This is a genomic window from Chryseobacterium lathyri (genome assembly GCF_003290185.1).
Taxonomy (GTDB): domain Bacteria; phylum Bacteroidota; class Bacteroidia; order Flavobacteriales; family Weeksellaceae; genus Chryseobacterium; species Chryseobacterium lathyri.
On the sequence record NZ_QNFY01000011.1, the window covers coordinates 87,420 to 102,100 of the forward strand.

A 14,681-nucleotide genomic window follows, 5' to 3' on the forward strand; every position below is an offset into this window, starting at 1 on the left:
TTATTTTGTAAAATCTAACGTCTGATATCAAATATTTATTAACCTAAGTTTCAGTCTAATTTCTATCTTTGTATCATGTTAAAGGATTTTAAACCGGTTTTAAACATTTTGCTGAGGTTCATCGTCATCTACCTGGTGCTGCTTCTAGGGTATCAGTTTTATCTGAACAGCGGTAAAGAAAATGGGCTGGATCCTTTTTCCCGGATGATTGCTGATCAGGTTGCCGCCGTTCAAAAGACTATAGGGTTTCCTACATTGCTTTATGATGATGTAAAAAATGAACAGGTTTGGTTTTATGTAAAGAAAAACTATGTGACAAGAATGGTGGAGGGATGTAATGCTGTTTCCGTCATGATCTTGTTTATAGCCTTCGTTTTTGCATTTTATAAAGGTGCTAAAACATATATTTTCGCCTTGGCTGGGCTTGTTTTGCTTTACATTATGAACCTTCTGCGAATCATGGGACTAAATATCGTTATGGTAGATCATCCGGAATATGGAAAAATATTCCATGATTTTATTTTTCCAGCAGTTATTTATGGGACTGTTGTGGTTCTGTGGCTGGTTTGGATTAAATTCTTTGCTTTGAAAAATGAAAATTCTTAACTGGCTTTTGGTGATAGCGGGAATCTGCGGTCTTATAAGCGTACGGATGCTTGAAGACAAAATTTTCTATGACCCTTTTCTCGAATATTTTCATGAAGCGATTAAAAATATTGCATTTCCCCGGTTTGAATGGGGGAAATTAATTGCAGGACATCTTTTCAGGTTTATGCTTAATCTTGCCTTTTCGTGCCTGATCATTCAATGTCTTTTTAAAAACCGCCAGTGGACGGCACAGGGAGCATTGCTGATTACCATTATTTTTGTGATTACTTTTCCGATTTATCTTTACTGTATACATGATAAGTTCGAGATAGGATATCTTTTCTCTTTTTATATGAGAAGGTTTGTCATCCAGCCGCTGGCTTTGCTTTTGATTATTCCGATGTTTTATTATAGAAAACAATTAATGGAAAGAGCAGATAAATAAATCTGACAAATTTATTACTACAGGCTAATCTGCAGTATGTTTATCCACACTGGTGACATTTTCAGGAGTCCACTGTACTCTCTTTACAAAATCTTTTTCGCGGACAGGGCAGTCTTTTATCTGGCATACAGGGCACGATACTGTTTTACAGTCATCCATATGGAAATTAAATTCTACGCTTCTTTTTGTGTTTTTAGCTAAAAGAATAATCATTTTTTCCATTTCATTGTGCGCTTCCCGAAGGCTGTAGTACCAAGGTAAGGTAATATGGGCATCAATATGGAGATTGGCTCCGAATTGCTGAATTTTCATATTGTGGACATCGATCCATTCTATTCTTCTGTTCTCTTCGAGTAATCTGATAATCTGGTTCAAAAGATCAGGATCCTGTTCATCCATAATACCGCTTAAAGATTTTCTTACGATTTTATAGCCTACGTAGATGATGTAAAGCCCAAAAATAAGGGCTACAACTGAATCCAGCCAGTAGATTTTAGTGAAGTAAACAATCATTAAGCTTATTACGACACCCAATGTCGTGATGGTATCGGATTGAAGATGTTTCCCTGATGATACAAGAACCAGCGAGTTTTCTGCCTGCCCTTTTTTAATGGAAATATATCCCAGGAGATAATTAACAATAGCGGTTGCAGCAATGATCCATATTCCCATATCTATTTTGCTCAGGGTTTTCCCTACAATAAGGCTGTTGACACCTTCATAGATGATCATAATACCGGCAATGGCGATTAAAGCCCCTTCGATACCGGATGTTACAAATTCTACTTTTCCGTGGCCGTATGGGTGGTCTTCGTCTCTAGGTTTTGCGGCAAGATGAAGAGAGTAAAGTCCCATAAATGCACTGATGACATTGACGATGCTTTCCATGGCATCAGAAAACACGGCATCGGAATTGGTGAGCTTCCAGGCAATAATCTTTCCTATGAATAAAATGACTCCGAAAGCGGCAATCAGCTTTTGAAATCCTATTTTATCTTTGCGGGTAATGGTTTTTTTATTTTCCATAGTTTGATAAAAAAAAGAATCTCAATTCTGAGACTCTTTTTTATTTTGTTAGTTTAAACTAAGTTGTTGGCTGCTAAGTATTCTGCAATCTGTACAGCGTTCGTTGCGGCTCCTTTTCGCAGATTGTCTGCCACGATCCAGAGATTCAGCGTTTTGGGCTGTGAAAGATCCCGTCTTATCCTGCCGACGAAAACTTCGTCTTTCCCTTCGGAGTACAGCGGCATTGGATATTCGTTGTTTTTCACGTTGTCCATTACCACTACGCCTGGTGTCTCGGATAATATCTTTCTTACTTCGTCAAGGTCAAACTCGTTTTCAAATTCAATATTTACACTTTCTGAGTGTCCTCCCTGAACAGGAACTCTCACTGCAGTTGCTGTAAGATTAAATGTATCATCACCTAAAATTTTCTTAGGTTCTTTCATCAATTTGATCTCCTCTTTCGTGTAGTCGTCATCACTGAATACGTCACAGTGAGGAAGAGCATTTTTGAAAATCTGATAAGGATATACTTTGGCAACGCTGTCATCTCCGCTTATTTCAGCATTGAGCTGATCCACGGCAGCTTTTCCTGTTCCCGTTACAGACTGGTAGGTAGAAACAACCACTCTTTTCAGGTCATATTTTTTATTCAGTGGCCCCAGAACCATTACCAACTGAATGGTAGAGCAGTTAGGATTGGCAATGATCTTATCTTCTTTGGTTAAAACATTAGCATTGATCTCCGGAACAACCAGTTTTTTGGTAGGGTCCATTCTCCATGCTGAAGAATTGTCAATCACTGTGGTGCCAGCTTCCGCAAAAAGAGGGGCGAATTCAAGAGAAGTGTCTCCTCCGGCAGAAAAAATAGCAATATCCGGTTTGGCAGCTATAGCGTCCTTCATGCTTACGATGGTAAATTCTTCCTGTTTATACTTCACCTTCTTACCTACAGATCTTTCGGATGCCACCGGAATTAATTCTGTTACAGGGAAGTTTCTCTCCTCCAAAACTTTAAGCATAACTTGTCCAACCATTCCTGTTGAACCGACTACAGCTACTTTCATTGATTTAATTAAAAAATTTAAGGTTAAACTATTACAAAGTTATAACTCATCATTGATAACTTATTATTTTATGTTTTAAGCCCCAAAGACTCTCGTCCAAGGGAAGGCAAATGCAAATAAACCTGCAGCGATAAGACCCATGATCACAATACCTAAAGAAATCGTGTCATTGGACTTCACTTTTTTGTTGATGATGGTCATCAATACTGCTGCAATCAGCATAGAAAATGGGTGCTCCACATACTGGAATCTTAAATCGGCATTTTTCATTACTGATCCCATATCCAATCCTTTTGTGAAGTTGATCACCAGCATGACGATCCCTATTAAAAACTGAACATGGAAGAAAATCATCGTAAAGAGAGTCGTCTTCTTTAAAAATTTGTTCACTTTACCACTGAAGCCAAACATTGTGGCTAAAAGGGCAATAATAAATAATGAGACCAAAAGAAGTTCAAGATACCCGAATCCTTTGTGTGCATTAAGCAAAATCTTGTAAAAATCCATATTCAATTTTTTGTACACAAATATAGCAAAAATCCCGGCGAAAAGCCGGGATTGATATTTATAAAATCTAATATTGTGATCTTATTAGAATCTGTAAGAAAGTGAAGCTGACCAAGTTCTTCCGAATCCGAAATAAACGTTGTTGCTAACATCCAAACCTTTGTAGAAGTTATTTGGATTTGCGTTGTAAGCATCTAATTGCTGTTGAGCAGTCTGCCCACCCGCAATATCTTTATAATCAGATATTGTTTTTTTGTTAGATGATCTTAAATCTGAAATGTATGTAGTGTCAAATAAGTTGTAAACATTTGCAGATAAAATCAATCTCTGTCCATTTTTCAGATCAAATGTATAAGATGCTCCAACATCAGTGAGGTTATAAGAAGGTGCTTTTAAAGAACCTTTTTCTGCTCTGGCTGCAGGAATTTGTCCATTTTCTCCAATGATAAAGCCACTGTTGATACTAAATGTTCCATAAAGGTTGTCATAATATCTCCAAGTTCCGTAAATATCAAGGTTTTTAACTGGTTTCACAGTAGCTCCAATAGCTGCTGTGGTTTGCGCAGCATCAGATACTTTAAGACCATCTAAAGCTAATGTAACCTCGTTTTTTCCGTTTGAGCCAACAATAGGAGCTCCGTTTTCATCAACTAAAAGACCTGTAGGATTGTTTTTATATTTCCAGTTTCCTATAGATAACATTCCGTTAAATTCTAAAAAGTTCAAAGGCTTGTAGAATAATTCTAGCTCAGCACCCATATGCACCTGCTTTACACCATTTAAGCTAACAGTTGCTCTTTCCAAACCATAAATAGTAAGGTTTGTAAGACGAACGAATCTGTCATCCCAAGAAGTATAATATAAGTTAAGGTTTGCTCTTAATTTGGAAGATCTGAAACCGTAACCAAATTCTGCAGAAGCAATTTTTTCATTCTGAAGATCTTTATTTACAACTTGTAGGTTACCTGTTTGTCTTCCGTCTGAAACAGAATAAGGATAAACTCCGAAGAAGTTTGGCTGTTTAGAATAATAACCCGCGTTTACAAATACGTTATGGTTATCATTGATATTATAATTAACACCTGCTTTTACATTATAACCAAACAGATATTTCATCTCTGTTTTTGTATTTACCTTTTCTCCTAATTGTTCGGTAACACCATCTATAATCCAGTTGTCAATTCTTGAGAACCCTTGTTCGGAAGCAGAACCCTGTACAAATGCGGAAAGATTGTCCTTAGAATACTCTAATTGTCCAAAAACTCCACCCCAAAGAACTTCTCCATTATAGTTTCTGTATACAATTTGGTCTTTATCTTTTATAGCTTTAATGAATGGGTTAGCAGAAGGTGCTGCATTGTAAACAAGGTTTACATCCATATTAGGATTATTCTTGTTGTCTTTTTCAATAAATTTGTTATTTCCCCAAAGATCGGTTAAAACTCCCGGGTGATAACCGTAGTAATATCTTCCATCTAGACCAACTGAAAAATTAAAATTATCATTGATTTTATGTTGGAAATTGGTAAGGAATCCGTACCAATCGTGAGAGTTTACTGAAGCTCTTCTTACTAGACCATTGGTTCTTTGTGCAATTCCTGGCGTTGCATTAACTTTATTGATTGGAGCTGCAGGATTTGATGGGTTCCATAATACTGATTGTCCTTGGTTCCACGCAACAATGTCATCAAAACGGATTAAACCATCTTGAGTTTTCGGAAGGCTGTTTATACTAGTTCCATTAATGGATCCAATAACTCCGGTTCCTCCTCCACGTCCCCAAGAAGCATAAACAACAGTTGATAATTTAGATTTTTCGCTCATTGTCCAATCCCAGTTGATGGATGCAACAGGCTTACTATAATAATTTACAGATTGAGAATATTGTCTTCCATTCAAATATCCCCAGTTAGAATTATATTTTCTGTTTGGTTCATCCCCAAAAACCTTATCCAATTTACCATCACCCATATCTAAATATGTAGCAATACTTCCGTTAAAGTTTTGGTTGTGCCATTGAGGAGCCCCAGTAAACGTGAATTGGAAATCATGCTTTTTATTTGGCTGCCATCCAAGAGCAAAATAATAGTTGTATGCTTCAAAATCAGAACCATCTATATATGTTGCACCAGCAGTTCTTGCCATTAAGAATGAAGTAGACCACCCGTTTGCAGATTTACCAGTATTGTATGAAAATAATGTTTTCAGGTATCCGTCATTACCAAGACCTAAAGTTACATTACCCTCTTTCTTTTTATCAGCAGCTCTTGTAATAACGTTAATGGTTCCTCCAATAGATGCAATAGCTAATTTAGATGATCCTAAACCTCTTTGAACCTGCATAGCAGAAGTAACATCTGATAAACCAAGCCAGTTTGACCAGTATACTGTTCCTCCTTCCATATCGTTTACAGGAACACCGTTAATCATTACTGCGGTGTTATTAGTATCAAAACCACGAATGTTAACACGGCCATCACCGAAACCACCACCACCTTTTGTAGCATAGATAGAAGGAGTAGAATTTAAGATTTCCGGGAATTCCTGATTTCCTAATCGTTGTACAATTTGTGCTTCCTTAATGGTTGAAACTGCTACCGGTGTTTTTCTATCTTTAGCAATATCAGCAACACCAGTGATTACAACTTGTTCAATGTCATTGGATTTGGTTTTCACCGTATCCTGAACTTCTTGAGCATAATAAACACTTGCTGTAGATAATGTAATTACTACAGATAGCATCGATTTGTTGATTAATTTCATAATCGTTAGTAATAGTTAGATTTAATTTTCTGCAAAATTCGCGAAATAAAATTTAACTAATATTAACTGTATGTTAATTTTTACTCAATCTTAATAAGATTTAACTTGTTGAATTTCAGCTATATAAATAAAAATTAAATTTTTACATGAAAAAAATCATATTATTGAGTTTTTAACAAATAGGGGCTGTTTTTATTAAAAATATAACGCTATTTCACGGCTTTGAGACTCAAATCGATATTTTCAGCCGAGTGGGTAAGGGCTCCGGCAGAGATATAAGTGACCCCGGTAGATGCAATTTCTTTTAACATATCACGGGTAATTCCACCTGAGGCTTCAGACTCACAAGAGCCGTTAATCATTTCTACTGCCTGCTTCATCATAGATACGCTCATATTGTCGAGCATGATTCTATCTACTTTTGCTTTGATGGCTTCTTTTACTTCTTCAAGATTTCTTGTCTCAACTTCGATCTTTAATTTTTTCTTAGTATTTTTAACATAATCTTTTGCCATTTTTACGGCATTCGTAATGCTCCCGTTATAGTCGATGTGGTTATCTTTCAGCATGATCATGTCATAGAGTCCATATCTGTGATTGGTTCCGCCACCTATAGCAACGGCCCATTTTTCACATACTCTGAAGTTAGGAGTTGTTTTTCGGGTATCTAAAAGTTTTGTTTTTGTTCCTATCAATCGTGAATCCCAGTCGTGGGTAAGGGTAGCAATACCGCTCATTCTCTGCATGCAGTTCAGAATAAGTCTTTCGGTGGAAAGAATAGATCTTGCGCTGCCGGTTACTATTAAAGCTACATCACCAACTTTCGCTGCTTTTCCATCTTTAATGAAAATTTCAACTTTCAGATCTTTATCAAAAGTTTTAAAAATAATTTCCGCCAACTCAACACCTGCCAAAATACAGTCCTGCTTTACCAGAAGTTTGGCACTCTGCTTCAGGTCCTTTGGAATTGTGGAAAGGGTAGAGTGGTCACCATCCTGAATGTCTTCTTCCAGGGCGTTTTTGATGAATGTTTTTAATACTTTATCTGTAGCGTAAGCTGGTCTTTTCATTATGTATGTTTTAAGCTAAGTCTTTATTATAAAATGCCCCTTTATTTTCAGTCATTTCCATAGATTGGGTAATGATGAGGTGGGCAACGGTTGTCAGGTTTCTTAATTCAGATAGTTGCGGTGAAAGAATAGAATAGTGGTAAATCTCGTCCACGGCTGCTGCAATCTCCTGATGCTTCTGTAAGGCCATATTAAGACGTCTGTTACTTCTTACGATACCTACCAGATCGCTCATCATTTCCTGAAGCTGTTTTCTGAGGTAGCTTATGATCACCATTTCGTCCATGATCTTCATTCCTTCCTCATTCCATTCCGGAACGGCTTTAAGATCATCGAAGTTGAAGTTATTTTCATTGAGGAGAGCAACTGTTTTTATAGCGGCATTATGTCCGAAAACCAAGCCTTCCAATAATGAGTTTGATGCAAGTCTGTTCGCACCATGCAATCCGGAATTGGTACATTCTCCTACTGCAAAAAGATTACGGATGGAAGACTGACCGTCCCTGTCGACTTCAATACCGCCCATCAGATAATGGCATGCCGGTACTATAGGAATCAATTGGATAAAAGGATCAATTCCTTCTTCTTTACATTTTTTATAAATATTCGGGAAATGTTCCAGGAATTTTTCATGATCCATATCGCGGCAGTCAAGACCGGCAAATTCATCACCGGAGATCTTCATTTCATTATCAATGGCTCTGGCTACAATATCTCTTGAGGCTAATTCTTCACGCACATCATATTTATGCATGAACTTTTCACCGTTTTTGGTTCTTAATTTAGCACCATCTCCCCGGACTGCTTCAGAAATCAGGAAAAGCATTCCGTTGATCTTGCTGTACAGTGCCGTTGGATGGAACTGGTAGTATTGCATATTGGAAACTTTGCCCTTTGCGCGGGCTACAAAAGCAATTCCGTCACCGGTAGCAATGGTAGGATTTGTTGTGTTTTTATAAACATGTCCCGCACCTCCTGTAGCAACCAATGTTATTTTGGAAGTGATCTTTTTGATCTTTTTTGATTTTTCATCAAGAATATAGGCGCCGTAACAGTTGATATCACCTTCGCTTACTTCCTTTCCTGGAACATGATGCTGGGTGATGATATCAATAACATAATGATGGTCGAGGATCTCAATATTCGGGCTGCTGTTGGCTGTTGCCAGAAGAGCTCTTTCTATCTCGAATCCGGTAATATCTTTATGGTGTACGATTCGGTTTTCCGTGTGGCCGCCTTCTCTTCCCAAGGCAAACTCTCCATTTTTCATATCGAAATTAGCGCCCCATTCTACAATTTCGTTGAATCTTGTGGGAGCTTCCCTTACGACCATTTCTACCACGTCGCGTTTGTTTTCTCCATCTCCGGCACGCATGGTGTCTTCGATATGTTTTTCGAAATTATCGTTTTTAAAGTCGGTGACTACGGCCAGTCCGCCCTGTGCGTATTTGGTATTGCTTTCGTCTTCGTCGGATTTTGTTACGATGATGATCTTGGCATCAGGGAGTTGTTCAGAAACTTTAATGGCATAGGAAAGTCCCGAGATGCCGGAACCAATTACTAATACATCCGCTTTTATCATATGCTTGCTTTAGGTACGATCGTTTAAATATTAAATAAATTTAAACAATTTTTCGTTTGGTTTTCTTACTTTTTTCATGTGTTGAAAATGATCTTCCTGAGAACGGTAGCCTAAAGCCAGAGTGACAGTTACTTTTTCTGTTTCAGAATTGATGTTGAGAATTTCCTCTATCATCTCCTGCCGAAAGCCTTCCATAGGGCAGGAATCTATATTTTCAATAGCGGCGGTATACATTAGATTGGCAAGTACGATATAAGACTGCTTTTCTGCCCAGTTGAAAATTTCATCCTGTGTTTTTTGGGTAATATGTTGGTTAATACTTTTTCTGAAAAGGTCGAGTTTCTCAACAGGAGTTTCCCTTACCTCAGAAATATGATTAAAATAACCGTGAATATAGCTTTCCTCAATAGTTTTCTTCGAAATGATAACAATAAGGTGTGAGCAGGTAGAAATCTGTGAAGGATTATAGAAAGCCGGAATTAGTTTCTGCTTCATTTCCTGGCTTTCCACTACCAGTATTTTGTATGGCTGAAGCCCAAGTGAACTGGCAGACAACTTTCCCGACTCTAGAATATTGTGCAGGATGTCCTGGGGAATAATCTCATGATTAAATTTCTTCACAGAATATCTTCTGCTTAAAGCTTCCAAATAATTCATAGGGCAAATTTAAGAATAGAATGCGAATAAAGTGAGCTTATAATGAAATATATCCTTTTATAAAAATAAAAAGATCACTCCAAATTTGGAGTGATCCCGGTATTTAAAAAATAATCAATTTTAATTTACTCTCTGTTTTTTACCATAATCCAGCCTGAGAATTTGATTGGAGTATTCTTGCTGTTATTTTCATTCCATGTGATAGAATACCAGTAATTTCCTGTCGGAACTTTTTTGCTTCCATTAGTGGTGCCATCCCAGACATATCTGTTGGACTTATCAGCCTGGAAAAGCTTATACCCATATCGGTCGAAAATTCCGATTTCCAGATTCTTTTTATTGGAAAGTGCTGAATAATCAATAGCGTCGTTTACGCCGTCTCCATTTGGAGTGATCACGTTGATAATATTAGGAACCGTGATGTCGATCTGAATGGGCTCGCAATCATAGTTGTCCTTTACATAAATCTTAGTTTCACCTCTGGGAACGTTTGAAAATATATTGGAATCCTGCCATTGTATATTATCCATTGAATATTGGTAAGGCGGTGTTCCTCCGTTAACAAAGACAGTTACGGTGCTTCCTGAAATATCAATATTGGTAACCACGGGCTGCTCTGAAGCATATACCTTTACGGTCTGCAGTGTAATACAGTCTCCGGTTTTTAATTTTACCCAGTAAGTTCCCACACCTACATTGGTGATGGCCTGTGTCGTTGCTCCTGTGCTCCATTGGTAACCATTGAATCCAGGGCCTGCATCCAGTGTGGTTTTGTCCTCAATACAGATGATTTTGTCCTTTAATACGCTGGATGAAACCGGAGATAAGACGGTGAGGGTAACTTTTGCAATAGAATAACATCCCTGCGCATTGAATACTTTTATATAAATGACTCCGGATGGAGCAGTATATGCTAAGAAATTTAAAATTTCATTCGTTCCGTTTTCAGCATCTGTAAGGGATGGATAATATTTTTTTATTGCTCCCGTCAATACTGTTACCGGTGCATTGCTTAAATTGAATGTTCCCAGTGAAGGATTGGTTTCAAGGAAGCATGTTCTTAATGATGCATCGGTAACGACCACAACCGGATTGAGATTCAGGGTAACTTTTGCTACACTCACACATCCCTGGGGAGTGGTCACTTTTGCAAATAATATGGCCGCTCCTGATGCGTAAGCTGTAGGATTGGGAATTTGGTTGATCCCTGCATTCAGGTCTGACATTGTATTGTAAAATTCCATTGTACAACCAGGAACTGTTGTTAAAGCAGCTGTGGTAAGGTCAAATGTTGCAGTACCTGCATTATTGTTGTTACATCCCGTAAGCGAAGCATCAGTGGCTGCAAACGGAGTGGGGTTCAGCTGTATGACTCCGTCTCCATTATCGCAGAGTGTAGAACTAGGATCTTTAATGACTACTTTAATTGTAGTGTTGCCAGAATACGGGAAATTTGAAGGATTGGCAATAGGTGTTGAACTTCCTAAAACATAATAGGTGAATATGTAATTTGCCGGATTATTGACAAATTGAGCATTGAAAGACGTTAGGTCCACAGTTCCGGTACCGGTGGCAGGATTGGTACATACAAATGGAGTTACTGTAGCATTCAGAATGGGAACTTTGTCTACAAAAACTTTTACATTTTTGATAGAATGTCTTGCGCTGGCACCTCCTGTAGCTGCCGAAAATCCAAAGTATCCCTGTGACATTCCAATGGCAGCACCCGAAGGAGCGAATGACTGGTCCGCAATAAGAACCCCGTCAATTTTTATTTTAATGATCCAGTTCGTAGGGTTGGTAAGGTCTGTTTCACCGTTTACTTCTACGTGTTTATAGTTTGGTCCTACGAATGGCTGAGTAGGGTTGAGGTCCGGAGAATGAAATGTGCTGCCGGGCGTTGTGTTGTATTCAATATTGTTTCCGGCTGTATTGTTGGTGCCATAAAGAACGTGTACTTTACTCATCTGTCCTTCCGTGGTATTATTGAAAATATCAAATCCTACCATCAGTCCGGAAGCATTTCCGGGAATTCCAAGTCCACCACCGGATACGAATCCTGTCGGCGGATTGGCAAGATACCAGAAAGTAAATCCGTCTCCTCTTCCGAATTGTGTTGTTCCGTTTCCGTCAATTCTAAAGTCAAATTCTACCTTCCATTTGTCACAATAACTTAATGTGATAGGGGTAGCCAGTTTTATAGCGCCATACAAGTTTCCGTTATCGGTTGTAAGCCTGATGAAATCTGTATCAACAGCTGCATTTGAAACAAGGTCCCAGCCCGTTGTGTTGACAGGGTTTCCTGCAAGCTGATATGTTTGTGAAAACAGCTGACCTGAAAAGCATAGAAAAATAGTTAAATAATAAAGGAGTAGTTTTCTTTTCATATGAAGCGATTAGTTTTTGAGGTTATTCCTGTAAATATATTTATTTTATTTTCTAATATATAATGTATAATTGTCAAATGATTAACAAAAATTGTCAATTTTATAAGTAATTTTTAAAATTTATATGAAATGGTTAAAAATAAAATATATCTTATTTATTAAGTTAAGATATGATAAGCCTTGATCCCACAAGCCCAATCCTATTAAAAAATCACTCCGGTGAAGGAGTGATTTTGTATGAAAAGCTATTATTCTCTGTTTTTTACCAATACCCAGCCTGAATATTTCGTAGGAGTATTGTTTTTATCATTTTCATTCCATGAAATAGAATACCAGTAAGTCCCTGTGAGGATCTTTTTGCCGAAGGCAGTTCCATCCCATTTGAATTTTCTTGTTTTATCAGCTTCATAAAGTTTATTGCCATATCTGTCATATACTATAAAAACCAGATTTTTCTTATAGGCCAATGCGGAATAATCAATAAAGTCATTCACGTTATCGCCGTTCGGTGTAATGGCATTGATCAGATTGGGAACAGTGATCTGAACTTCAACGGGTGAACAGTTGTAAAAGTCTTTGACAAAAACTTTTACCTCTCCTCTGTGCAAGCCTGTAAATATATTTGAATCCTGCCAGTCGATACCGTTTAAAGAATATTTATATGGTGGAGTGCCTCCTGAAACATTCACAGTTACCGTTGTATTATGAATATCAATGCTTGAAATAACAGGGTTTGCCGAAGCAATAACCTTCACGGTCTGCAATGTAATACAGTTTCCTGTTTTTAGCTTTACCCAATAAAGACCAACACCTACTCCCTGTATAGAAGGAGTGGTTGCTCCGGTAATCCATTCGTAGCCATCAAAGCCCGGACCTGCATCCAGATCAGTTCTTCCGTCAATGCAGATAATTTTATCTTTTAAAACGTTTGATTTCACTGGTGAAAGTACAACGAGGTTAACTTTTGCTATAGCGAAACATGCGTTTGAGTCAGTTACCTTTACATAGACTGCAGTACTCACGGACATATATTGAGATGGATTGACAATCTCATTGGTTCCGCTTAATGCATCTGCTACGCTTAAATAATATTTCTTTGTAAACCCGCTCGTCAGTGTCGTCACATTGGCTGAAGTAAGGTCAAATATGGCAGTCGTAATATTATCCTGCAGAAAGCATGACTGTAGCGTGGCTTCTTTTACCGGAGTTTCAGGATAGAATGTTAAGGTAATTTTTGCCGTACCGGTACATCCCTGCGGCGTAGTCACTTTTACATAGACTATGCCGGGTGCGGAAGTGTAAGAATTGGGATTCGTGATTTCATTGGTTCCGGCATTCAGATCATTCAGTGTTTTATAATATTTTTTAGTGGCGCCAAGTACATTTGTTACATCTGCAGTATTAAGGTTGAATAATCCTGTTCCTGCTTTATTGTTGTTACATGCCGTTAAAGTTTTATCGGTAAGTGTAAGAGGAGCCAGGACCAGCTGTATTTTTCCGTCCGGATTATCACATAATATTCCTGCATTGTCCTTTACAATCACAGTAACCGTAGTATTGGCATTGAATTGGAAATTAGTGGGATTTGTAATAGGTGTTGAGCCTTGCAAGTACGTGAATGTATAATTGGAAGGGTTACTAACGAATTGAGAATTGAAAGTTGTTAAATTTACAGATGCAAACCCTGTAGTCGGATTTGGACAGAAAGTCTGTGTCGCTGTACTTTGTAAAATAGGAACTTTATCGGTGTAGATTTTTACATTTTTAATAGAATGTCTTGACCTTGCCCCTCCTGTAGAAGCCGAAAATCCAAAATATCCAATGGTCATAGCAGCTGCCGTGCCCGATGGGGCAAAAGACTGGTTACAGATGGTCGTACCATCAAGTGTTATTTTTACAATCCAATTCGTAGGAATAGCCGGATCTACCTGAGCTGTTACTTCAACATGCTTATAAGTTGTTCCCTGAAAAGGTTGGGTGGTATTCAGGTCCGGTGAGTGAAAAGAGCTCCCCGGAACATTGAAGAATTCTACATTGTTGCTATCTGTTGTATTGGCAACCTGCCCGTAAGCAACATGTATCTTACTCATTGTAGCGGTAGTGGTGTTGTTGTAAGTATCAAAACCTACAATAAAACCGACTGCATTTTGGGAAACTCCAAGGCCGGAACCCAATACACTTGCAACAGGCGGGTTTGCCAGATACCAAAATGCAATTCCGTCTCCGTTGGAAGTTTGGTTAGAGTCCATTCTGAAGTCGAATTCCACTCTCCATTTATCACAATATTTTAAATTAATCTGATCATTCAGTCTTATAGATCCGGATTGGTTATTGGTATCCGGAGTAAGCTGGACAAAATCGCCTAGTACCTGGGTTGGAGCAACCATGGACCATCCTGTAGTATTTACAGGGTTTCCGGTTAACTGGTAAGTTTGAGAAAACACTCCCCCTGACAAAAAAAACAGAAAGAGAGAAATGTAAGACAGTAAAGATTTATTCATTGAAGTGGAATTACTTTATTTTAGACGTTGTAAATATATTAAATCCTAACCGATTAATATGTATTTAATGTTAATTTAACTGAAAATATTAATGATTTGTCAATGAATT

Annotated in this window: 11 protein-coding genes; 2 read left to right on the forward strand and 9 right to left on the reverse strand. The window is 38.0% G+C overall.

What is annotated here, in order from left to right; all coding sequences use genetic code 11:
• The first annotated feature begins 75 nt into the window (after positions 1–75).
• The gene (gene xrtF, locus DRF61_RS16070) at positions 76–606 is read left to right on the forward strand and encodes an exosortase family protein XrtF (RefSeq protein WP_111958848.1); all 531 of its coding nucleotides are present in this window, start codon (positions 76–78) and stop codon (positions 604–606) included.
• Positions 593–1,033 carry an exosortase F system-associated membrane protein gene (locus DRF61_RS16075; RefSeq protein WP_111958850.1) on the forward strand — a complete coding sequence of 147 codons (441 nt, stop codon included), beginning with the start codon at positions 593–595 and terminating at the stop codon, positions 1,031–1,033. The genes xrtF and DRF61_RS16075 overlap by 14 nt, the downstream gene beginning before the upstream one ends.
• 24 nt (positions 1,034–1,057) lie before the next feature.
• Here DRF61_RS16075 and DRF61_RS16080 read toward each other — a convergent pair whose 3' ends face one another.
• The 9 genes from DRF61_RS16080 to DRF61_RS16120 all read right to left on the reverse strand — a co-directional run bounded on the left by DRF61_RS16080 (position 1,058) and on the right by DRF61_RS16120 (position 14,572).
• The gene (locus tag DRF61_RS16080; RefSeq protein ID WP_111958852.1) at positions 1,058–2,059 is read right to left on the reverse strand and encodes a cation diffusion facilitator family transporter; all 1,002 of its coding nucleotides are present in this window, start codon (positions 2,057–2,059) and stop codon (positions 1,058–1,060) included.
• Between the two features lie 53 nt (positions 2,060–2,112).
• On the reverse strand, positions 2,113–3,105 hold the full coding sequence (locus DRF61_RS16085; protein WP_111958854.1) for an aspartate-semialdehyde dehydrogenase: 993 nt from the start codon (positions 3,103–3,105) through the stop codon (positions 2,113–2,115).
• Between the two features lie 75 nt (positions 3,106–3,180).
• Positions 3,181–3,612: a hypothetical protein gene (locus DRF61_RS16090; RefSeq protein ID WP_111958856.1), complete on the reverse strand. Its 432-nt coding sequence runs from the start codon at positions 3,610–3,612 to the stop codon at positions 3,181–3,183.
• 84 nt (positions 3,613–3,696) lie between these two features.
• Entirely contained in the window at positions 3,697–6,375 is a 2,679-nt protein-coding gene (locus DRF61_RS16095; RefSeq protein WP_111958858.1) for a TonB-dependent receptor, read from the reverse strand.
• A gap of 209 nt (positions 6,376–6,584) precedes the next feature.
• A complete protein-coding gene (gene nadC / locus DRF61_RS16100; protein WP_111958860.1) occupies positions 6,585–7,445 on the reverse strand; it encodes a carboxylating nicotinate-nucleotide diphosphorylase in 861 nt (286 codons plus the stop codon).
• 10 nt (positions 7,446–7,455) lie between these two features.
• Positions 7,456–9,027, reverse strand: coding sequence for an L-aspartate oxidase (gene nadB / locus DRF61_RS16105; RefSeq protein ID WP_111958862.1), 1,572 nt, complete (start codon positions 9,025–9,027; stop codon positions 7,456–7,458).
• Positions 9,028–9,057: 30 nt separating this feature from the next.
• The gene (locus DRF61_RS16110) at positions 9,058–9,684 is read right to left on the reverse strand and encodes an NAD(P)H-dependent oxidoreductase (protein ID WP_111958864.1); all 627 of its coding nucleotides are present in this window, start codon (positions 9,682–9,684) and stop codon (positions 9,058–9,060) included.
• 125 nt (positions 9,685–9,809) lie between these two features.
• Positions 9,810–12,071, reverse strand: coding sequence for a T9SS type B sorting domain-containing protein (locus DRF61_RS16115; protein WP_111958866.1), 2,262 nt, complete (start codon positions 12,069–12,071; stop codon positions 9,810–9,812).
• 248 nt (positions 12,072–12,319) lie between these two features.
• Complete coding sequence (locus DRF61_RS16120) at positions 12,320–14,572, reverse strand: T9SS type B sorting domain-containing protein (RefSeq protein ID WP_111958868.1); 2,253 nt, start codon at positions 14,570–14,572, stop codon at positions 12,320–12,322.
• Between the last annotated feature and the right edge of the window lie 109 nt (positions 14,573–14,681).